A 22,737-nucleotide genomic window follows, 5' to 3' on the forward strand; every position below is an offset into this window, starting at 1 on the left:
AAACTTTTCTTATGATTATTGCAGAACAACTTCGCAATTCTAATCGGGCTGAATACCTGCTTTATATGTGGCAGGTAGAAGACCTCATCCGAGCTTATGATTGTAATATAGAGCGCATTGAAAAAGAATATCTTTCTCGTTTTCAATTAGATGATGAGAAAACAAAAGTTATACGACAGTGGTATGCTGACCTCTGTGAAATGATACAACGCGAAGGTTTAACGCAGCAAGGGCATTTGCAAATTAATTGTAACATACTTCAGGAATTGACGGAATTGCATGAACATTTATTGCACTCAGATCACTTCCCATACTATAAAGAAATGTATCATAACGTGCTCCCACACATCGTCCGTTTACGCGCAAAAGGAAGTGATAAATCTGCGCCCGAACTACAGACGTGCTTTGAGGCCCTTTATGGTGCATTACTCTTAAAGCTACAGCACAAACCAGTATCTTCCGAAACGTCACTGGCACTAAAGGATATAACCACCTTACTTGGGCAGCTGTCAGACTATTATTTTCAAGATAAGAAAGAACCTATTTCATTTTAAACTTATGGCACACCATATTCTCATCACAGGTTGTAAAGGTCAATTGGGTAACGAAATCCAGCTATTGGCCCCGTCTTACCCAGAATGGACATTCTACTATACGGACAAAGAAGAATTAGATATTACGGATCTTAATGCAATCAACACATTTATCGCAACTTATCATATAGATACGATAATTAATTGCGCGGCTTATACAGCAGTAGATAAGGCAGAAAGCGAAGAAAAATTGTGCAACTTGTTGAATCATATTGCTGCACGCAATTTAGCTGAAGCTATTGCAGCCGTAGACGGTCATTTTATCCACATATCTACGGATTATGTCTTTGATGGTGAGCATTATTTGCCTTATAAAGAAGAGGATTCCACGCGGCCGCAAACGATTTATGGAGAGACAAAGCTCAAAGGAGAAACGGCCGTATTCAAGGCTTGTCCGGAGGCCGTCGTCATCCGCACTTCTTGGCTCTACTCCGCCTTTGGCAATAATTTCGTAAAAACTATGCTGCGTCTGGGCAAAGAAAAGCAGCAGTTGGGCGTCATTTTCGATCAAATAGGTACGCCAACCTACGCACACGATTTGGCCAAAGCCATTCTAAACATTATACAGCAAGGACCACAAGCCGGACTTTATCACTTTTCTAACGAGGGCGCTTGCTCTTGGTTCGACTTCACACGCGCCATTCATCGTTTAGCGGGAATCACAACTTGTGATGTGCGACCGCTACATACGACAGAATATCCTACAGCAGCCAAGCGGCCAAACTATTCTGTGCTTGACAAAACAAAGATTAAAACAACCTACAAACTCACCATACCTTGGTGGGAAGATAGTTTGCAGGACTGCATCGCTCGCCTCTTGAACGAAGAAGCATAAAGCATTAAAACCTCTGTTGTTCTTTTATTTCCTTTACAGTTTACCAACGTAACATCATGTCCAATTTGAATCCAGAAATAACACGCCGACGCACGTTTGCCATCATTTCTCATCCGGACGCGGGTAAGACAACACTCACAGAAAAACTCTTGCTTTTCGGCGGACAAATCCAAGTGGCCGGCGCAGTCAAAAGCAATAAAATCAAGAAAACAGCGACCAGCGACTGGATGGAAATAGAAAAACAGCGCGGTATTTCAGTAACGACCTCTGTGATGGAGTTTGATTACGATGGCTATAAAGTAAATATTCTCGACACACCGGGTCACCAGGATTTTGCAGAAGACACTTTTCGTACGCTGACAGCCGTTGATTCGGCTATTATCGTTGTAGATTCTGCGAAAGGTGTGGAAGCGCAGACGCGCAAGCTGATGACAGTCTGCCGAATGAGAAAGACGCCTGTCATTATCTTTGTTAACAAGATGGACCGTGAAGGGCGCGATCCTTTTGATCTTTTAGACGAGTTAGAAGAAGAATTGCAGATCAAAGTTCGCCCGCTTTCTTGGCCTATCAATCAGGGACAACGCTTCAAAGGCGTTTATAATCTATATGAACAACGCTTGAACCTATATGCTGCAGACAAGCAACATATTACGGAAAATGTCGAGATTGATATTGCCTGCGAAGAACTAGAAAACCATATAGGCGCAGAGGATGCTCAAAAATTACGTGATGATCTTGAGTTAGTTAGTGGAGTTTATGATGATTTTGATGTAAACACCTACTTATCAGCAGATGTAGCTCCTGTTTTCTTTGGCTCAGCGTTAAATAACTTCGGAGTTAAGGAATTACTAGATTGCTTCGTACGAATTGCGCCTTATCCACGCGCTGTCGTAGCTGAAGAACGCACAGTTAATCCGGAGGAATCGAAGTTTACAGGCTTTATCTTTAAAATCACCGCCAACATTGACCCAAATCATCGGTCTTGTATTGCCTTTTGCAAGATTTGTAGCGGGCGTTTTTTGCGCAACACTCCTTATTTACATGTGCGCCAAAACAAGACGCTGCGTTTCTCCTCTCCCACTCAATTTATGGCACAACGTAAGAGTACAATTGATGAAGCATGGCCTGGCGATATCGTTGGCTTACCAGATAACGGCATATTTAAAATAGGCGATACGTTGACAGAAGGAGAACTACTCCATTTCAAAGGATTACCGAGTTTTTCTCCCGAAATGTTTAAGTACATCGAGAATGCAGACCCTATGAAGACAAAACAATTAAACAAGGGCATCGAGCAACTTATGGACGAAGGCGTAGCGCAGATGTTTACCAATCAATTCAATGGGCGAAAGATTATTGGTACAGTCGGACAACTTCAATTTGAAGTCATACAATACCGTTTAGAGAATGAATACGGCGCAAAATGCCGTTGGGAACCCATACATTTATATAAAGCTTGCTGGATAGATAGTGATGATCCCAAAGAATTAGAAAAATTCAAGCAGCGTAAGTATCAATATATGGCTAAAGACCTTGAGGGGCGTGACGTTTTCCTGGCAGATTCCGGATATATGCTCCAAATGGCTCAACAAGATTTCGAGCAAATTCGATTCCATTTTACAAGCGAGTTCTAACTAAAAACAGTTATAACTACGCAAATATGACTCTCTGAAAGAAATAATCTTATATTCGGAAGATATATAGTCAATAAATTTGGAGTGCCGCAAAATATACTTTATTTTTGCGGGAATTAAATATATTAAAACAACACATAAAGTTATGGACAACCAAAAAAGAGTCTTTACCTTTGGTAATGGACACGCTGAGGGACGAGCAGACATGCGTAACCTATTGGGCGGTAAAGGTGCTAATCTAGCAGAAATGAATTTGATAGGAATCCCAGTTCCCCCGGGATTCACTATAACCACAGAAGTTTGTAATGAATACTACGAAATAGGTAGAGAGAAAGTAATTGCATTGCTTTCAGATGAGATAAACAAAAGTCTTCGTCTAATTGAGGAAAATACAGGGATGAAATTTGGAGACCCAGAAAAGCCTCTCTTGCTTTCTGTTCGTTCGGGCGCTCGTGCTTCTATGCCGGGTATGATGGACACTATTCTTAACTTAGGACTCAATGATGAAGTTGTAGAAGGCTTGGCACGCAAGACAAACAACCCTCGTTTTGCTTATGATGCATATCGTCGCTTTGTACAAATGTATGGTGACGTCGTTCTTGAACTAAAACCGGCTAGTAAAGAAGAAATTGATCCTTTTGAAGCCATCATTGATCAGGTTAAGAAAGAAAAAGGCGTCAAACTTGATAATGAATTAGAGACAGAAGATCTTAAGCGTTTGGTTACGCTCTTCAAAGCAGCAATCATTGAACACACAGGTAAGCGTTTCCCTGATGATCCTATGGAACAACTCTGGGGAGCTATCTGCGCAGTCTTTGGCAGTTGGATGAACGAGCGCGCTATTCTCTATCGTAAGATGGAAGGAATCCCTCAAGAATGGGGAACAGCCGTTACAGTTATGGCAATGGTCTTCGGTAATATGGGTGCAAACTCAGCAACGGGCGTTTGCTTCAGCCGAGATGCAGCTACAGGCGAAGACATATTTAACGGAGAATGGCTTGTTAACGCTCAGGGTGAAGATGTTGTAGCCGGTATTCGCACCCCTCAACAAATCACACTTGAAGGCTCTCGTCGTTGGGCGGAACTTCAGGGATTTTCCGAAGAAGAACGTAGAGAGAAATTCCCGTCTATGGAAGAGGCCATGCCTGAAATCTATAAGGAATTAGATGCACTTCAAACAAAATTAGAAAACCACTATCGCGATATGCAAGATATGGAGTTTACCGTACAAGAAGGTAAACTTTGGTTCTTACAAACTCGCAATGGCAAGCGCACAGGCGCTGCTATGGTTAAAATTGCAATGGACCTATTGCAGCAAGGAATGATTGACGAGAAAACAGCAATCAAACGCTGCGAACCTTTGAAACTGGATGAGTTACTCCACCCCGTTTTCAACAAAAAGTCATTGCAAGAGGCTAAAGAGTTAACCAGAGGTCTTCCTGCATCTCCTGGCGCTGCATGCGGTCAAATCGTATTCTTCGCTGATGAAGCCGTAAAATGGCATAAAGATGGACACAAAGTCATTCTTGTTCGTATAGAAACCAGTCCTGAGGATTTGGCCGGTATGGCAGAAGCTGAAGGCATTTTGACAGCCCGAGGCGGTATGACAAGTCATGCAGCTGTTGTTGCACGCGGTATGGGTAAATGTTGCGTTTCCGGTGCCGGCGCTATAAATGTAGATTATAAGAAGCGTATCGTTGAAATTGATGGTTTGATTCTTAAAGAGGGCGACTATATTTCATTAAATGGCACGAACGGTAGCGTATACAAAGGCAAAATTGCAACCCAAGCAGCAGAATTAAGTGGAGACTTTGCAGCATTAATGGATCTTTGCGCTAAATATACTCGACTTAAAGTTCGCACAAATGCAGATACTCCTCAAGATGCAGAAGTAGCTCGTCGCTTTGGAGCTGTTGGTATAGGTTTATGTCGCACCGAGCACATGTTCTTTGACAATGAAAAGATCGTGGCTATGCGTGAAATGATATTAGCTGACGATATAGAGGGCAGACGCAAAGCATTAAACAAACTCCTTCCCTATCAAAAGGAAGATTTCAAGGCTATCTTTAAGACGATGGATGGCTGCCCTGTAAACGTCCGCTTGCTTGATCCCCCCTTGCATGAGTTCGTACCTCACGACAAAAAAGGTCAAGCTATTATGGCTGAAGAGATGGGCGTAACGCCGGAATATATCAAGCAACGTGTTGATAGCCTTTACGAGCACAACCCGATGTTAGGTCTCCGTGGTTGTCGCTTGGGCAACACTTATCCGGAAATCACGCAAATGCAAACGCGCGCTATTTTAACGGCAGCCTGCGAATTGAAGAAAGAAGGATTTGATCCGCATCCGGAAATCATGGTTCCTTTGATTGGTATTCTTTATGAATTTGAGGCGCAAGAAAAAGTCATTCGCCAAGAAGCTGCGGCCATTTTTGCAGAACAAGGTGTTGAAGTTGAGTTCAAGATTGGTACAATGATCGAAATTCCACGTGCAGCACTCACATCTAACAGAATAGCCACGAGAGCTGAGTACTTCTCTTTCGGAACCAATGACCTTACGCAAATGACCTTTGGTTATAGTCGTGATGACATTGCTACATTCCTTCCGATTTACTTGGAGAAGAAAATTCTGAAAGTCGATCCTTTCCAAGTTCTTGATCGCGCCGGAGTGGGTCAACTGATACAGATGTCTGTAGAAAAAGGTCGTAGTGTAAGACCATCACTAAAATGTGGTATCTGCGGAGAACATGGTGGAGAACCATCTTCTGTACATTTCTGTCATGAAGTAGGCTTAGATTACGTTAGTTGCTCTCCTTTCAGAGTTCCTATTGCACGCCTTGCAGCGGCACAGGCTGCTGTAGAAGAATAAACGGCGAAATCTTATTTTGACAAATTAGGCGGATAGTTCCGGGAAAAAGGGGCTTCCGCCTAATTTCATAAATGGAAAATTTTTTATTTTGAATTATCAAAGCCAAACTACCGGGCTATCACAAACAACAATTAGGCGACAGGAAGACAATAAAGTGGATAGACTAAACGTATTTGACCAATAAAAACTTACAGATTATTTCAGCGTTAATACGAAATGGCTATTGACAGGCGAAGGTAATACGATTGTTCATAAAGTGCAAATAAACCTTGATGAGGGAACATTCTCATAAGACAACTTGTTTTAAGCCTCTTCTTGTAAAAAAGTTTAGTGAACTTTCTCGACAGCTTTTGACGAGAATGTGGGGCGGAATGTGCCAAGCGGACCGCCATCGACAATATAGCCCTGCGAACAAAGTCGGTCGAGTATGTTGCGGAACTTGTAGAATACAGCTGCAACGTCCGCCTGTCCTACGGTAGAATCCTCTGCCATTCACTCGCAAGGTTGGTCGAACGAGATGCGCTGCTTCTGGCAAACGGCACTTGCCACAAATACTTCCTTTCCCTTCAACGGGCCGACACTCATTTTTCGTTTATTCAGTGAATAGTTCCATGATTTAGATTGTTTATAGACTTCAAGGGGGAGTTTTCTGCACTTTTCGCAGAATTCTTTCGCCCAATTGTCTGCTATAAAGGTAGCTAAAAAACTTTACACCAATAAGGAATGATACCACGTTTATCTTATCGAGATAATATCTTTATTTTATCTTGATACTTGCTTTTATAAAAAACGATAGTACTTTTCAGAGAAAACGATAGTACTTTTCAGTAAAAACGATAGTACTTTTTCAAAGCAAAGAAGTGTGGTTTTGTAAATTATTGTATACCAGCTGTTTGTAGTAATGCTTATTGAAGGGAAAAATATCTTGAGACCTCTGCAAAACCATCTTCTCTTCTTACAAATTCACTTATCACCACATCAAAACGGGAAATAGGGACTAAATAAGCAGAAAAAGAGCTTAGAGATCTCTTATTCAGTATATATTCTACCTTATTACGGAAAGAAATATTAGCAATTGAAATAAAAGTTGTGGCAGTATGGAGCAATAACAATAGATATTATAACTACGGTGTGGTAATAAAGCTGAGTAAACAGAGAAAGAATGGCAGTATAATATGTGGGGTAAAAAGAGCTCCACTCTATTCATAAACGTGACATTGCTGCTATTGTATGTCCCACAGTGTCAATACGATTGATAAAAGGAGGGCGCACCGAGGAAAGAAATTCTTACTTGCTGCGTAAACCTCTTTTAGTCTACGCTTTCAATGCAAACGTTTTCTTATACCTATAAGATTTTCAAGAAGTTTTTATTTGCCCTATAAAAGTCAAACCGTAACTTTGTACACAATTATGGAAGAACGGAATACAATAAGGAAAGAAAATGAGCGCGCCGTACTTGTCGCACTAATTACAAAGACACAAGACGAGCGTAAGACAAAGGAATACCTAGACGAATTAGAGTTTCTGGCCGAAACGGCAGGCGCAACAACTGCCAAACGCTTCACGCAAAGATTAGACGGGCCAAGCTCAGTCACTTATGTTGGTAAAGGAAAGATTGAAGAAATACGCGATTACATCATCGCCGAAGAGGAGGCTGAGAGAGCAATAGACTTAGTTATTTTCGACGATGAGCTTTCAGCCAAGCAGCTCCGCAATATAGAAAAGGAAATCAACGTACGTGTTGTAGATCGCACGAATCTGATTCTTGATATCTTCGCAATGCGTGCACAGACGGCTAATGCCAAGACGCAAGTGGAACTGGCACAATATAAATATATGCTGCCACGTCTGCAACGTATGTGGACGCACTTGGAACGCCAAGGTGGTGGTTCAGGATCCGGAGGAGGAAAAGGTTCTGTCGGTTTGCGCGGCCCCGGTGAGACACAGTTGGAAATGGACCGCCGCATTATCTTAAATCGAATGGCTTTACTCAAGCAACGATTGGCTGATATTGATCGCCAGAAGAAGACGCAACGTGGCAACCGCGGAAAAATGATTCGTGTAGCTTTAGTGGGTTATACTAACGTGGGAAAATCTACGCTACTTAATCTGATGTCAAAGTCTGAAGTCTTTGCTGAAAACAAACTCTTCGCCACATTGGACACAACTGTGCGCAAGGTCGTCATAGATAATCTGCCATTCTTGCTAACGGATACAGTGGGTTTTATCAGAAAGATCCCTACCGATCTTGTCGATTCATTTAAGAGTACTTTAGACGAGGTGAGAGAAGCAGATTTACTCCTACACGTTGTAGATATCTCTCACCCTGACTTTGAAGAGCAAATCCAAGTTGTAGAGAAAACTTTAGCTGAGTTGGGCACTTCCGGACGCCCCTCGATTCTTGTATTCAATAAGATCGATGCTTATCGTTGGATAGAAAAAGAAGCAGATGACCTTACACCAAAGCAAAAAGAGAATATATCCCTTGCCGAACTGCAACAAACCTATATGGCGAAGATGCAAGAAAATTGTATTTTCATCTCTGCACGAGAAAAAACAAATATAGAGCAACTCCGAGAATTGCTCTATCAGAAAGTAAGAGAACTACACGTGCAGAAATATCCTTACAATGACTTCCTTTATCAGCATTACGACCAAGAAGGACAACCGGAGTAAGGATGTTTCAAACGCAGACAGCTCAATGATGTTCAGGAACTACGGCAAAAAACTGTAGTTCCTCTTTTGTTTTATTGATAAGACTATGACTATGTCCCATCGGGCAATAATGTACTTGTCCGGGTAAGAGCGTTATCTCCCGACCATCATAACAAACCGTAGCCTCACCTTTGAGCAAATAAATAATCTCACAGTTTTGCTCATGCTTATGATAGCCTATAGACGCACCCGGCTGCAAGCGATTGCACATAATCTTCGCCTTATCATCAGAGAAAATACGTGCGTGCATTTCCTTTTCACCACCTTTGAAAGAAGGCAGGATTTGCTCTTCTATTTCCTTAAAATCAATAATCATAATGGCTTTGTTTATTTCGTGTTACGCATTAAATTGTTATGTCCACATAGACGGGGAAAATTCGCTCCGGATCATAAAAAACAGACAAGCTTTCAGCCATAGCTTTAAGAGAGGGCCGCAATCGTCCATTAAATTTCTCTTGGCCATTTACGAGGATACGTACAGGACGCTTCAAGTCTATTTGGTTTTCGCTTAAATATATCCTGATTTTACCGCTTGTCACAGGAGTAAAATGCTTTTGAAACTTTAGATCAATCCCCCAAATCGTATCTTTTTCAATTGTAGTATAGACTACATTATTTACAGACAAATCTATCGTATTATTGCTTATGACTTCATCGTAATACGTGCGCCCTTGTGTGTCCGGCCTTTCCAAGACGACAAGATTAGAGAAACCTCGACGGTAGCGTCCATCCATTTCAAAATCTTCCCAACTGACGTGTAGCGGGGTCGGATTTCTTTTATATTGTGCTAACCAAGGCGTTGTCAAACTATAATCAATATGATGACCATAACCCGGCAACAATTCTACACGATACACAAACTTCGTCTGCTCCAAAGCCGCTTTCGTATAAGCTGTAAGTTTATTACGATAAAAGCCTTCATCTAATGCGCCGGTCAAGAGTGAGAAAGGTGTATTTCGCAAGTTCTCTATCGGTGCATTTTTCAAAGGTTCGCCGCCTGCCATCGGCCCTGCTGCAGCCCAATAATCAGCATAAAATGATGCCAAACGCTGACTACCATATCCGCCTTCAGAAATGCCGAAAACATAAAGGCGGTTAGGATCGGCAGAAGCTGAAAGTAGCCATTGTCGTAGCAACTTTTCAAAAGCCCACTGCTTACTACGCTGCCACCATCTATACCATTTACCTTCCTGAGGTATCTGCGGAATAAAATAAACACTGGGCGCATCCGCAAAACGTTTCGCCAACAACAGACCTGTCTGAAACTCTTGGTCACGAGGTCCGGAACCGTGCAGATATAAGAACAATGGATACTGCTCCGCATCGCCTTTTCGGCCGAAATAGTAGTTCAAACGCGCAGCGGGTTCCAAGGAATCCGGCAAAGCCCATACATTTACGTGTTGTGCATTCAACGTATCTATTTTTGGCAATTCATCTTCTTGTATAAGATGATTAGCTGCTCGCCAAGCTTCCCAAACCTGTTTTCGCTTACCTTCTATATTCTTAAACTTTAAGGTTTGATCCGGAAAGACAGTATGCTCTCCTCGAATAGAAAGCATAAAGGAATTCCTCAATTCTGTTTGCTGCGCTTCAAGCAAACCGGGGAAAGCAGCAAACAAAGTCAAAAAGAAAAAGGTTCGAATCAGTTTAGGCATTGAGCGCATCACGCATTTGTTGAATGTCATCATTGGTTTTTCCTCGCTTATTTAAAAATTCAACGTCTTCTACAAAAAAATCAGCAGGCGCAAAGTCCATTTTTCGCAACCGCAAACAAGCTCGATAGCGTGCCAGCGCTTTATTCAAAAGGCCCAGCAACCAAGCATTGTGCGCAGCATTCTGATAATCTACAGCCTGCGCCTCTTCTTTATCAATCAACTTCTTATAATACTTCTCCGCCTGTTCATATTTCTCGGCCAACATTGAGCACCAAGCCAAAGCCTTAGTCGAACGCGCATCAGAATGAAGGTAATCACTCTTAAACAGCTTCTCAAATGCAGCCTCCGACTCTCCGGCAAGAATCAAGCATTCGCCATAACGCAATAAGATGTTGGCATTTTCCGGCTCCAGCATTTCTAATTGCTTGAAGACTTTCAAGGCTTTATCATATTGAGCAGCTTGCACGCAAACGACAGACAATTGGCGGAGCGTCCAAGCTGAATCAGGACGCATCAAGTTAGCCCTTTCATAATATATAATCGCTCTATCCCACTCTTTCAATTGTTGACAGCAATAGCCTGACTTCTCTAAAATCTCAGGTCCCTGCATTGTAGCGTCCAACTTTTGGAATAAAGAGACGGCTAAAGTCCATTCCTGCTCACGAAAGGCATAATTACCTAAAAGCACCAAGGCTTCTTTGGTTTGCAAGATGGGCTTAAAGAGCGGCAAATCGACCATCGACAAGAACGAAGCAAACGGATTAGCATCTTTATCGCGATAACGGTATAAAGAAAAGAAACGATAGAGATCTTGCATACAAAAACGAATCTCTTCTGCTATTGTTTGTACAGCATCAGTTTGATGTATTTTGTCCTGCAAGGCTGCTTGCTGCTCGTTAATTTGCCTGATATTCTGCTTAATACCGTCCAATTGACCTGAAGACAATTGATCTATCATCAGAAACATTCCGAATTTTTCCGTATCGCCTGCCGCATGCATCTCAAAAAGCCCACTCAGGCCCGACAAAGACTCACCTCGGTCGCCAAAGACGGAATGTCGGAGCGAAAAGGGCGTGAACCAATTCTTTATGTCACTGAAAAAAGCATGTGTCCTACTAATTTGCGCAAAGGCAGTATAGAATGTATCAACACCCTGTTCACGCATATCCGCCAAGGCCTGCATTTTTTTTCCTATATTGTCTACTTCTTCATCTGAAGCCCAAGCCGGATTTAAGTCCAAATTAGCTAATTCATCAGGATTCGTAAAATCCAAATTCTTTCCTTGAGTCATCTTGCTTGCAGCTCGATATATGTCAGGCATAATCTCGTCGCGCAACTTACTTTCATCCTTTTTAGTCCACGCTGTGCGCATCAATTGCAATTGCATCGTTAGCAAATCGCGGCAAAAGTCAGGGACATCGGCAAGCAGCTGCAGGCGCGCTGTCAGATCGGCGTGTCTGCTAAGTCTGTCATAGTGTAAAATACAGCCCAATACAAGGCCGGAGAATGCGCGGGCCCGTATTTTGAGCACGGAACTCGTGACATTTTCCAGCAAGAGTTGGATCTTGTAGGCATCAAACAAATAAACGACAGATAAAGTAAGCGCACTTAAGATAATTTGCTTTTGTGCCTCCGCAAGCATCTCGTCTTTTAATCGAGCCGAAACTTGTTCGTATGCACCTCGATCATAAGGCGCAGAAGCTGCTATCTGATAAAACTCATCCGTTTCCCGCAAGGTATACAAGCGGTTAAAGCAAGTGCCAAGCTGCGTTTTAAGAAAATCATACTTAGCCTTATCTGAGAGCAAAAAAGCCTTGTTTATGAATTGTAAAAACAGCGTTTCGCGATCAGGATCCGGCAATCCTTGCTTAAAATAGTCCAGTAAGCGGATATAATCCTCTCTCGTCACAGCGAGTTCTTCGCTTTCCGGTATCAAGCCCGACAAGGCGTTGAGAGCGTCCAGCAAACGATGGGCGCGCAAACTCTCAATCGTGTCTTTATACAATATATCAAACGTACTCTTATCCATACATTCAGCTACTTAAATGACGCAAGCGCAGTGAGTGAGTTTCCCTTGCTATGCTTACTCCTCTTTATTTTATTGTCTTGCATAGTGCGGCAATTTCAATTTGTTGATAACAGCAGGATTTAAATGGTATTGCCGCATCAAGATATCTTGACAAAAACTGATGCCTCTTTGATTAAGGCTATCGGACGCTTGATTATAAACGGCAGATAAGCGCCGAGAATCAATCCGGGGCAGGCTTTTGCGTTTAATGAGCAAGAAACTCTGGGCCGAAGTTCCGGAATACAATAATTTGCATCCATTCTCCACAGCCTCAGTCAAGTAAGGCTCCGGCAAAACCGCACCATCCACTTGTCCGCCTTGTACCATAGCACTGCAAATCGTAAAGCTATTGATGCGTGGACGCAAAACGAAATTGTCAGGCAAGCCGTTTTGCCTCAAAGCTTCCGTGCACGTCTCATCCGAATAAGAATATTTTGCAGCGGCCACTGTTCGATCTTTCATCTCTTTCAAATGGCGGATACGCAAACCTGCAGAGGCCACAAGTCCCCACTTTCTATGCATTACTAAGAGTGGAGCCTCGCTCTGTGCAACGCTCCCCAAGTGGGCCTGCCCTAACCTATCCGTGCATATCCCTTGTGCCTGGCCGAGAAAAGCCGTATCGCAATCAGCTTGAGAGGGATATACGCGAAAAGCAATCGGAATATTGTGTTGTTTGAAGTAACCATGAGCATCGGCCACCAGCAATGGAAGCACATCGAGCGTCATCGGAACGGCTACGACCACCTGTGTCTGCTCCGAAGCCTGCTGATTATTGCTTTCTTTAGGCTTTGAACTCGTTTTTCCCGCACAAGCTATCAAGGCCGGCAGGAAAAGTAAAAGGAGAGTCTTATGCATATTCTGTCTTTTATGCAAAAATACTGCCGAAAGGAGGATTCTCAAAAGTTTAATTCAAAATATTGCACTACGCCGTCTTAAATTGATCTCTTACAACCGCTTTTTGCGCACGTAAACGCTTTGCGGTGCAGAGTAAGTGCAAATTCTTGCGCGTCTTCCTCTGTTTTTCTACCACCTTTCATTTCATTCCTGAAATCCTTTGTCTCATCATTGATTTGTACTATCGTGATGGTACGCTCTTTCCCTCGTGAGAGGACGATCGTCCTCTCACGAGGGAAAGACAATACTTTCGTGATGCAAAATGCAGCAATCAAACCATGCGTAAAGAAAAATGCGTCATTTACCTCGCAATAATTTGTTGGAATAAACTTATTATCGTGCTGCTATGCAATATTTTAGCAAACTTTATTATTTGATTATCAAAATAAGAATCTGACAATAAAGACTATCGCACAATTTCATGTAATTGCAATACTTCGAATCCGTGCTTTCCAAGCTGCAGAAGGGCGCAAAGACTCAAGAATCTTTTGGCGAGCTTTCTTAAGCGAAGCCAAGGGAAGTTTTCCATCAATTAAAAGCGGATAAGTTTGGTCCGGAAACTTCACAAAACATTCACACAAAGCCCAGCCGGCGGCCATTGCGCCGTAATGTCCCAAAGGACGTAACGCAGAAATCTCAGCCAAGAAAGCATCAATATAGTCGGCCGTGACATAATGAGAAAGCCCCATAACAATTCCAAAGCGTTGCTCATAAACGACAGAGGAGCGGATATAGGGTAATACAAACTCCCAGCCCGCAGCCCCATATCGGCGGAAGGATTTGAGGGAATTGCAAAAAGTATCACACACCGCCCAATTGTCAATTTTAGGAACAAAACCGCTGACAAGTGCAAATCGCTCTTCACGCGTCGTAGCCGCATAAGCAATAATCAAGCCTTCAAGCAGCAATTCTTCATACGTTTCGGCTGTAAGCTCTACCAAAGTATCTCTCCAATCAGTTTTTGCCAACGTCTTAGCAAAAGTTCGCAACTGCGGCGTGCGAACTCCTAGAATAGGGCGCGTAAGTCCCGGCAGCAAACCGGAAGAAAATTGAGCTAAATGAGGGTCCTTCAGACCTTCCAAATGTGCACGTATTGCTGTAATTTCCATTTATACTAATCGTTTAGATTGGCGAAAGTAAGCAGAAAGCGGGAGCTGATAGCCTACTAAAAGCATTTATTTCAGCAAATCACGTTAAAAAACGTGACCGATTAGGCCATATTCAAAACAAATATCGTATTTTCGCTTTAGAAAAATAGATTGCTTTGATATGAAACAAGTCATGCTATACCTCTTCTGCGTCATTTGTACATCGGCAATGGCGCAAAATAAGATAAATACGCAAACACCGAGAAAAACTGCGACCACTTCACAAGCATCAACGGCCGCCAAGACAACGCAAGATCTTACGGAAGACACCATATCTGCATCATCGGTAGACAAAGATAAAATAGCCGACGCCGCACTCCCCCATCCATCGGGAGCCACAAGGCATCTGATAAACGCGAATTACCGCAATAATATGCCTTGGGGCTTACATAAGGGACTGAATGCACAATTTGGTCTGTCGCTTACTGCGGGATTCGGGAAGTATGCCCCACGCGGCGTAGGATTTGGCCAGCATGTGACCTTGACTTATGCCTTGCCGCTGAATAAACATTGGTCACTGGCCGCCGGTTTATATGCGGATCATCTCAACTGGGGCGGTAATAATATGACCAATGCCGGAGTTTCTGCTTTGCTAAGCTATCAGGTGAATGAAAAATTGTGCTTGTATGCTTATGGGGAAAAGAACTTCTTCGCCGGATATACGCCTTCGATATTCTTTTATGGACCTTATAGTTATTTCAACACACCCTCAGAACGTTTGGGCGTAGGGGCGGAATATAAGGTAAACGAAACGCTGACGTTGGGCCTAAACTTTGAGCACGCTGAATATGATCATCCGGCGTTTGGTGTAGTGTCTGCCGGCAGTTTGATGCGGCCCTATCGAGGCGCAGATTGGTAAAAAGGAATAAATCATCGACATTTTTGGCTGATTTAAGACAAAGCCAACGAAAAGGCAATGAACTTAGCACATACACCTGTATGTTTGTGCAAGAAAAACTTGTCTCAATCGTAAAAAGAGCTTACTTTTGTGCGAAAATTCAAAGCTATAGTGCTATAGTTCTTGAAAAAGAGCTTTGGCACTTCACTTCCAAATCTCGATAAGAGCATATGTCAATTACGAAAACCAGACAAAAGTTAGTAGAAATGGCGCGCGAGCTGTTTGCACGCAAAGGCATGGAAAACACAACGATGAATGACATCGCTGTGGCTTCTAAATGCGGCCGCCGAACGCTGTACACATATTTCCGAAACAAAGAGGAAATCTACTATGCTGTTATTGAAAGTGAGTTGGAATTGCTTTCTGATGATCTGGATCGTGTAGCTACGATGGACGCAGAGCCGGAACAGAAGCTCCTACAGCTTATTTATACACACCTACATACGATAAAAGAGGCTGTAACCAGAAACGGAACGCTTAGGGCTGAGTTCTTTCGTAATATTTGGATGGTTGAAAAAATGCGGAAGGCGTTGGACGCTGAGGAATGTCTTATCATTCGCCGTATTATAGAAGAAGGTATAGCTCAAGGCAAGTTTAAAGTGGAGAATATTGAACTCATGACGGACATTATACATTATACTTGTCGCGGACTTGAAGTGCCTTATATCTACGATCGCTTAGCTATCGGCTTAAGCGAAGAGGACTCGCTGCCCATCGTTAGAAATATCATCAGACGAACATTGGGATACGAGGAGAATAAACAGGAAATAATCAACAACAATGATAAAATAACCTATTGAAAATGGGACTTTTAACTGGAAAAACAGCTTTGATCACGGGCGCTGCACGTGGCATCGGAAAAGCTATCGCAATTCGCTTCGCAGAAGAAGGAGCTAACATCGCTTTCACAGACCTTGTGATTGATGAGCACGGCGAGGCTACACGCAAAGAAGTAGAAGCAAAAGGAGTTAAATGTATGGCTTATGCCGGCAATGCTGCGAACTTTGAGGAAACACAAGCGCTGGTAGAACAAATACATAAAGACTTTGGTAGCATAGATATATTGGTAAATAATGCAGGCATTACGAAAGATGGCCTCTTAATACGTATGACGGAAGCGCAATGGGATGCTGTGCTGACAGTAAACTTGAAGTCTGCATTCAACTTTTCACATGCCGTAGCACCAATTATGATGCGCCAACGTAAAGGCTCTATCATTAATATGGCCTCTGTTGTAGGTGTACATGGCAATGCCGGACAATGCAACTACGCCGCCTCAAAAGCCGGTATGATTGCTTTAGCTAAAAGCATCGCACAAGAATTAGGTAGTCGCGGTGTGCGCGCCAATGCTATCGCGCCAGGCTTTATTGAGACAGCTATGACAGAACAACTCCCGGAAGACGTTCGCAAAGATTGGATTGTACGCATTCCTCTGCGCCGTGGAGGACAACCTGATGATATTGCCAATACGGCTATTTACTTGGCAAGTGATTTATCGTCATACGTGAGTGGACAGGTAATCCAAGTGGACGGTGGTATGAATATGTAAACTCAAAAATAAATTTTGCTCTCTCCTTCTTTTACAAAGAATGGAGAGGGCTTTTTTTATGGAAATTTTATACGAAGACAATCATATTATCATTGTCAACAAACAAGCGGGGGAGATCATTCAAGGTGACAAAACCGGCGATAGAACTGTTGCAGATGAGATCAAGGCTTATTTAAAAGAGAAATATAACAAACCCGGAGCTGTATTTCTCGGTATTCCTCATCGTTTAGACAGACCGGTTAGTGGAGTTTCTATTTTTGCTCGCACGAGTAAGGCTTTGGCGCGCTTAAATGAAATGTTTCGCAAAGGAGAAATAGAGAAGACCTATCAAGCAATAGTAATTCATGAACCCCAAATAGCATCCGGAACATTAGTACATTGGCTAACGCGTAATGAAAAACAGAATAAAGCTTATGCTCACAAAGCCCCACAAAAGAATGCTAAGAAAGCGATTCTTGACTATAAGGTAGAAGCGAAAAGTGATCGCTACTGGCTAATCAACGTACAGCTACAAACAGGAAGACATCACCAAATTCGCTGCCAATTGGCGGCAATAGGATGCCCAATCAAAGGAGATCTAAAATATGGAGCACCCCGTAGCAATGCAGATGGAAGTATATGTCTGCACGCTAGAAGTATAAGATTTGAACATCCTGTATCTCATAAGATTATATTTGCAGAAGCTCCGTACCCATCATTCCCTTTATGGAATGTTTTTCAGAAGCTCTGCAATGAATCGGAGCAAAGCTCAACAACCTTCAAAGCCAAAGATGCTTAAGTTGGTGTTTCCTCTTATGCATTTATAGATCGCTTCTTTTTTTTGTCACAAAGAGACGAACTATGATTGAAGACAGTTAGAAAGATTTCTAGCTTAAATGAATTTCAATGATAGTTTACATTCCAAAGGAATGAAGTTATATCCCCGTCAAAGAGCTTACAATAAATTGTATTGAAAAGAAAAATTGAAATTTTCTCCTGAAAAGTTTGGAGAGTATAAGGAAACACCGTATCTTTGCACCGCTTTTCAGTACAAAGGACGCTTAGCTCAGCTGGTTTAGAGCGTCTGCCTTACAAGCAGAGGGTCGGCGGTTCGAATCCGTCAGCGTCCACAAAACGAAAAGAAGAGATCAGTACAAAGGACGCTTAGCTCAGCTGGTTTAGAGCGTCTGCCTTACAAGCAGAGGGTCGGCGGTTCGAATCCGTCAGCGTCCACAAAAGGTTGTGCAAATTATATTTGTACAACCTTTTTATGTTTTGATATTCCTATATGAAGTCTATTAATTAAAGTTTTTTGATTGAGCAGAATGGCCAAACACCAAGCGTCTAGCTGTCTCTGTCATATAAGGTTTAAGTTGCTCATAAGGAAGAATGAAATAAGGCATCCCATTCGCATAACAAGTAATCTCGTAAGATTGATACTGAAACAATACACCTTTAGTCGTAAAAAGAGGTCCACATCTCGGCAGCGGAACGAGTGGATACTCATTATCCTTTAAAAGCTGATTACGTAATTCTTCGTCAGTATCCACACCAAAGTAGGCTTTTAAACTATCCGTCATCAACTCCTCAAAACCGTCCCGATACGTAAAAAACACATCCCAACCAATACGCCGACCATCCGATTTTCGAAACGTAACGCCACTCTGGGTTAATAATCCATGACAACCGCCGATAAACTCATCACAAGAGAAGGACATTGTCAAATAGGATTTTCCTTCACTCATCTTAGATATATAAAAATTCCGAAATAATGACAATCCTCCTTCTGTATCTTCTGCCACTATCTCCTGAAGGCTCCTCAGCGTCTCATTAACATAATAAGTTATCATTTTTTTCGAGTCTGAATAGTCTCCGGTATAAGAATTACCAAGAACCTCACTTGTCCATTCATTAACACTATTGGTCAGGGCCTTTCCTGCATTTTTGAGAGTGTACGACACGACCTCGGCGTGGCATAACCCCGAATCAAGTCCGACAGAATCTTTTACAACCTTAATCGTATCAACCATAATATCACATATAGCAATTTTATTTACACTCATCACTGTGCAAGCATTCATTGCTGTGATTATTCCTAGGCTTAAAAAAGCAAGGATACTTCTATACTGCTTCATTGTAAAAATACTTTGATCTTCTGCAAAAATAGACATTATCTCTACAATGCTCAATTGAGATGAAGATTCTTTTAGTAAATTTGCGGTAGATAGTAAAAATACTCATATATGATAAGTTTCGTTATCAGTCTCGCTGCTTTAGTTTTTGGCTACTTAATCTATGGGCGCATCGTAGAGCGAATTATTGCTCCCGACGACAGACCAACGCCGGCCGTTGCCCAAGCTGATGGTGTCGACTATATCGTTCTACCATCTTGGAAAGTCTTTATGATTCAATTTCTCAACATTGCCGGAACTGGCCCTATCTTCGGAGCCATTATGGGTGCAAAGTTTGGCCCTGCAGCCTATCTATGGATTGTTTTCGGTTGCATTTTTGCAGGTGCTGTCCACGACTATTTTTGTGGTATGCTCTCGATGCGACATAAAGGAGCATCTTTTCCGGAACTCGTCGGCATCTATTTAGGTATTCCTGCCAAAAAAATTCTACTCGTATTCAGCATTATTGTGCTACTGATGGTAGGTACGGTTTTCGTCTATTCTCCAGCTCTCATCTTGGGTGGTATGACTGCGCCAAACGTTGATGCTAAGACGTTCCACATTATGATATGGATAGCTATTATCTTCGCTTATTATATATTGGCAACGATGCTTCCTATTGATAAAATCATTGGAAAAATCTACCCTATCTTTGCTTTCGCGCTACTTTTTATGGCAGTCGCCTTGGGAGGATATCTACTTATAAAATGGCCTACTCTACCTGAAGTTTGGAATATGTCTTCAACTCCCAACCTTGACGGTTCTGCAATCTTCCCCTGCCTCTTTATCACTATTGCTTGCGGAGCCGTAAGCGGATTCCACGCTACACAAAGCCCACTCATGGCGCGCTGTATAAAGTCGGAAAAGAGCGGACGAGCCGTATTCTATGGAGCAATGATAACAGAAGGTATCGTCGCATTGGTTTGGGCAACAGTCTCTAGCTATTTCTTCTATGATGGTGGTGCTGCAACTGTTGGTAGTACAACGGCGGCTCAAGCGCCTGAAGTTGTTACTGCCGTAAGCAAAGGTTGGTTAGGTTTCATAGGTGGTATTCTAGCTATTCTCGGCGTTGTTGCTGCACCAATCACAAGCGGCGATACAGCATTCCGTAGCGCTCGCCTCATCATAGCTGATTTTTTCAAGTTTAGCCAACGACCCATTATTAATCGTCTGTTTGTGGCTGCACCGCTTTTCGTAGCGGCCAGCTTTCTACTTTGGTTTAACATTGCTGACAAAGACGGTTTCAATATCATTTGGCGTTATTTCGGATGGTCTAATCAGACTCTCGCAGTCTTCACTCTTTGGACGGCAACAGTCTATCTGGCTCGAGAACAGAAACCTTATGTGCTGGCACTAATTCCGGCGCTCTTTATGACTATTGTTTGCACAACTTTTATTTGTTATTCCAACACAATGCTCAACCTCAGCTTAACGACATCATATATTATCGGAGGGATAACATTTGCAATTACATTGATATGGTTCTTTCTTTGGCAGAAACGCTATAAGACTACTATAAAAAATAACTAACGCTCTTCTTTTTTGAAATACCATCGTGAGAGTAGATGTGTACTCTCACGATGATACGAACGTACCCTCACGATGGTACAACCTTTTTCTCGTGATGGTAATGTCCGAAAAAGTGTGTAATCTTGATTTGCTCTTGTATTCTCCCTGAGGAATGCCACAGAGAGAAAACGGTTTTGTGTTGTTGCTGTTATTATTCATTTATTTGATACTCCAATCTTGAAAATATGGTAACCTTCCGGCATAGGTTGTTTCGGTCATCTCTTTTGCGAGAGAACCCAAGAGAAAAATGACAGCTTCTGCTGAATGTAGAATCCTTCATAGGCGTAATGTTCGCTTATAGCTTCTGTTAAGACGTTCCACCCGGTTGGTCGAATAAGTTAAATCATACGCTGAACACTCTCAGAAAACCTTAGATAGGTGGAATAGGCGGTGTTACGTGGAGCAGAGAGGGAGTATGAACTCCTATAATGCTTACCCCAACGCTAAGCAAATGTACATAAATCTTCAAAAGCTTTGAGTGGTGTGAGGCCCTTTTCTTGAATCGGGAATAATTGTCTAGTTCCTGCTTCAGAAGATCTTTATCCTTCTTTGTTACTTGATTTAGAACGTGACGCTTGAAGCGAACCACGCAGAATTGATGAGCTGCTTGGGAGAATGCCGAACAAACGGTGCGTTCAATGCCTTGCAAAGCATCGGAAATAATCAAGTTGATCTGCTCTACACCTCGCTCTTTGAGGGCGTTCAATTCCAGCTCCCAATTCAACGCTCCTTCTGTTGGGTAATTCACTATGCAAAGGACCTCTCGAGTGCCATCGGGGCGCAGACCCGACATCGTGTAGTAAGCCTCTTGAGACATACTGTCCACCCGGCGAGTTGGGGTAAACGTGGCATCAATACTGACTGCTGGATGAGCGCGTCAATAGTCTGATTCTTCAAAATCAAAATAGTGAGCGAATTCGTTACTAAAACCATTCGGGATAATGCCTAGGTGCGTTAGTGTGCATAATACCATTGATCCCATCGTTGAGCGCAGCATCTCTTCCAACAATAATGAATGGTCTGATAGCCGTTGTCGATCATCATTGCAGCTAAACGTTCTACAGATCCTGAGCCTTCGCTGCAGACATAATCAAACTGTACGCCTTTCTACGTAAGATAATTGTTGATTTTCATCCAATGCTTGTGTGTTGTGAGTGATTCTTTTCTTTAGTACAATAAATAATACCCCAGCGTGTCATGTGCATATCTTTATTTATACTGATTGAGAAGTTGCTCGGTTTCTGCTGCTGTCAGGAAATGATCCGGGGCGGGTAACCAATGAATCATTATGCCGCGCCGTTCCATTCCGCGAAACCAAGTCATCTGTCGCTTAGCAAATTGATGGATGGCTATTTCTAAAAAGTGGAATAGTTCTTCTTTGGAAAGTTTCCCCTGCAAGTGTTGGGTCACATACTTGTATTCCAGACCATAGTAAATTAAATCTTCAGGGGAAATCCCACTTGCCAAAAGCGCTTGGACTTCCTCAATCATTCCTACGGATAGGCGTTGCTTTAAGCGCTTGGTTATGCGCTCACGACGCACTTCGCGCTCTATAGATAGGCCTAAAGTCAAACAAGACAGGGTTGGGAAGGGACGTTCTGTTTCAGGATGTTGGCGATAATGTTCTTCTATTTCGATGGCACGTACAGCGCTTTGTGCCGTATCTACGTCTGTCGTATTGTGTAAGGCTTTATAGCTTTTAAGTAGGGTAGTTAATTCTTCCAAAGATTTGCTTGCCAATGTCTTTCGTAAAGTCGGATTTTGAGGAACAGTGCTTAAGCGATAGCCGCGAAGAACACTTTCCAGATAAAGTCCCGTTCCTCCGCATACGATCACGCGCTTTCCTCTCGAACGAATGGCTTCATAAGCCGTGAGGAAGTCACGCTGATATTCGTAAACATTGTATTTGTAGCCTGGCTCTACAATATCAATGAGGTGATAAGGAATCTGCTTGCCTTGAACTGTATATTCTGACAAATCTTTGCCTGTTCCTATATCCATACGTCGGTAGACTTGCCTGCTGTCGGCACTAATAATTTCTGCATCTAAATGGTAGGCGAGATTCGTAGCGAAACTCGTTTTTCCGCAGGCTGTAGGGCCTAAAATGGTGATTAGATCGTAATTGTTCATTGTAGGCGCAAAGTTATAAAAACTGCCTCA

17 protein-coding genes, 2 tRNA genes and 2 pseudogenes are annotated in these 22,737 nt (G+C 42.6%); 12 read left to right on the forward strand and 9 right to left on the reverse strand.

Annotation, left to right across the window (positions count from 1 at the left end; translation table 11 throughout):
- Positions 1-11: 11 nt before the first annotated feature.
- The 4 genes from GCWU000325_RS04105 to ppdK all read left to right on the forward strand — a co-directional run bounded on the left by GCWU000325_RS04105 (position 12) and on the right by ppdK (position 5,931).
- Positions 12-554 carry a DUF4924 family protein gene (locus GCWU000325_RS04105; protein ID WP_006254899.1) on the forward strand — a complete coding sequence of 181 codons (543 nt, stop codon included), beginning with the start codon at positions 12-14 and terminating at the stop codon, positions 552-554.
- Positions 555-558: 4 nt separating this feature from the next.
- Positions 559-1,428 carry a dTDP-4-dehydrorhamnose reductase gene (gene rfbD / locus GCWU000325_RS04110; RefSeq protein ID WP_006254900.1) on the forward strand — a complete coding sequence of 290 codons (870 nt, stop codon included), beginning with the start codon at positions 559-561 and terminating at the stop codon, positions 1,426-1,428.
- A gap of 56 nt (positions 1,429-1,484) precedes the next feature.
- A complete protein-coding gene (locus GCWU000325_RS04115) occupies positions 1,485-3,062 on the forward strand; it encodes a peptide chain release factor 3 (protein ID WP_006254901.1) in 1,578 nt (525 codons plus the stop codon).
- A gap of 145 nt (positions 3,063-3,207) precedes the next feature.
- On the forward strand, positions 3,208-5,931 hold the full coding sequence (gene ppdK, locus GCWU000325_RS04120) for a pyruvate, phosphate dikinase (protein WP_006254902.1): 2,724 nt from the start codon (positions 3,208-3,210) through the stop codon (positions 5,929-5,931).
- A 336-nt stretch (positions 5,932-6,267) separates the two neighbouring features.
- Here the strand turns inward: ppdK and GCWU000325_RS04125 are convergent.
- Positions 6,268-6,516 (reverse strand): annotated as a pseudogene (locus GCWU000325_RS04125) (HU family DNA-binding protein); the annotation flags it as partial.
- Positions 6,517-7,341: 825 nt separating this feature from the next.
- On the opposite strand from GCWU000325_RS04125, the gene hflX reads away from it, so the two are divergent.
- Positions 7,342-8,607: a GTPase HflX gene (gene hflX / locus GCWU000325_RS04130; protein WP_006254905.1), complete on the forward strand. Its 1,266-nt coding sequence runs from the start codon at positions 7,342-7,344 to the stop codon at positions 8,605-8,607.
- Between the two features lie 22 nt (positions 8,608-8,629).
- Here the strand turns inward: hflX and GCWU000325_RS04135 are convergent, their stop codons facing one another.
- The 5 genes from GCWU000325_RS04135 to GCWU000325_RS04160 form a co-directional block, all read right to left on the reverse strand.
- Positions 8,630-8,962 carry a cupin domain-containing protein gene (locus GCWU000325_RS04135; protein WP_006254906.1) on the reverse strand — a complete coding sequence of 111 codons (333 nt, stop codon included), beginning with the start codon at positions 8,960-8,962 and terminating at the stop codon, positions 8,630-8,632.
- A gap of 28 nt (positions 8,963-8,990) precedes the next feature.
- Entirely contained in the window at positions 8,991-10,334 is a 1,344-nt protein-coding gene (locus GCWU000325_RS04140; RefSeq protein ID WP_244832875.1) for a carboxylesterase family protein, read from the reverse strand.
- On the reverse strand, positions 10,294-12,330 hold the full coding sequence (locus GCWU000325_RS04145; RefSeq protein ID WP_006254908.1) for a tetratricopeptide repeat protein: 2,037 nt from the start codon (positions 12,328-12,330) through the stop codon (positions 10,294-10,296). The genes GCWU000325_RS04140 and GCWU000325_RS04145 overlap by 41 nt, the downstream gene beginning before the upstream one ends.
- A 69-nt stretch (positions 12,331-12,399) precedes the next feature.
- A complete protein-coding gene (locus tag GCWU000325_RS04150) occupies positions 12,400-13,224 on the reverse strand; it encodes an ABC transporter substrate-binding protein (protein WP_006254909.1) in 825 nt (274 codons plus the stop codon).
- 458 nt (positions 13,225-13,682) lie between these two features.
- Complete coding sequence (locus GCWU000325_RS04160; RefSeq protein ID WP_006254911.1) at positions 13,683-14,372, reverse strand: DNA alkylation repair protein; 690 nt, start codon at positions 14,370-14,372, stop codon at positions 13,683-13,685.
- Between the two features lie 160 nt (positions 14,373-14,532).
- On the opposite strand from GCWU000325_RS04160, the gene GCWU000325_RS10950 reads away from it, so the two are divergent.
- The 6 genes from GCWU000325_RS10950 (at position 14,533) to GCWU000325_RS04190 (ending at position 18,070) form a co-directional block, all read left to right on the forward strand.
- Positions 14,533-15,270 carry a porin family protein gene (locus GCWU000325_RS10950; protein WP_006254912.1) on the forward strand — a complete coding sequence of 246 codons (738 nt, stop codon included), beginning with the start codon at positions 14,533-14,535 and terminating at the stop codon, positions 15,268-15,270.
- A 209-nt stretch (positions 15,271-15,479) separates the two neighbouring features.
- Positions 15,480-16,109, forward strand: coding sequence for a TetR/AcrR family transcriptional regulator (locus GCWU000325_RS04170; protein WP_006254914.1), 630 nt, complete (start codon positions 15,480-15,482; stop codon positions 16,107-16,109).
- 2 nt (positions 16,110-16,111) lie between these two features.
- Positions 16,112-16,858, forward strand: coding sequence for a 3-oxoacyl-[acyl-carrier-protein] reductase (gene fabG, locus GCWU000325_RS04175; RefSeq protein WP_006254915.1), 747 nt, complete (start codon positions 16,112-16,114; stop codon positions 16,856-16,858).
- A 58-nt stretch (positions 16,859-16,916) separates the two neighbouring features.
- The gene (locus GCWU000325_RS04180; RefSeq protein ID WP_050756619.1) at positions 16,917-17,636 is read left to right on the forward strand and encodes an RluA family pseudouridine synthase; all 720 of its coding nucleotides are present in this window, start codon (positions 16,917-16,919) and stop codon (positions 17,634-17,636) included.
- A 256-nt stretch (positions 17,637-17,892) separates the two neighbouring features.
- Positions 17,893-17,967: transfer RNA gene (locus tag GCWU000325_RS04185), tRNA-Val, on the forward strand.
- Between the two features lie 28 nt (positions 17,968-17,995).
- Positions 17,996-18,070, forward strand: a tRNA-Val gene (locus GCWU000325_RS04190).
- A gap of 65 nt (positions 18,071-18,135) precedes the next feature.
- Here the strand turns inward: GCWU000325_RS04190 and GCWU000325_RS04195 are convergent.
- The gene (locus GCWU000325_RS04195; RefSeq protein WP_169303815.1) at positions 18,136-18,972 is read right to left on the reverse strand and encodes an RsiV family protein; all 837 of its coding nucleotides are present in this window, start codon (positions 18,970-18,972) and stop codon (positions 18,136-18,138) included.
- 108 nt (positions 18,973-19,080) lie between these two features.
- On the opposite strand from GCWU000325_RS04195, the gene GCWU000325_RS04200 reads away from it, so the two are divergent.
- A complete protein-coding gene (locus tag GCWU000325_RS04200) occupies positions 19,081-20,538 on the forward strand; it encodes a carbon starvation CstA family protein (RefSeq protein WP_006254919.1) in 1,458 nt (485 codons plus the stop codon).
- 198 nt (positions 20,539-20,736) lie between these two features.
- Here the strand turns inward: GCWU000325_RS04200 and GCWU000325_RS12655 are convergent.
- Positions 20,737-21,442: pseudogene (locus GCWU000325_RS12655) on the reverse strand (transposase); the annotation flags it as partial.
- Positions 21,443-21,786: 344 nt separating this feature from the next.
- Complete coding sequence (gene miaA / locus GCWU000325_RS04210) at positions 21,787-22,707, reverse strand: tRNA (adenosine(37)-N6)-dimethylallyltransferase MiaA (RefSeq protein ID WP_006254922.1); 921 nt, start codon at positions 22,705-22,707, stop codon at positions 21,787-21,789.
- Positions 22,708-22,737: the final 30 nt, after the last annotated feature.

This window comes from Alloprevotella tannerae ATCC 51259, assembly GCF_000159995.1.
GTDB lineage: Bacteria > Bacteroidota > Bacteroidia > Bacteroidales > Bacteroidaceae > Alloprevotella > Alloprevotella tannerae.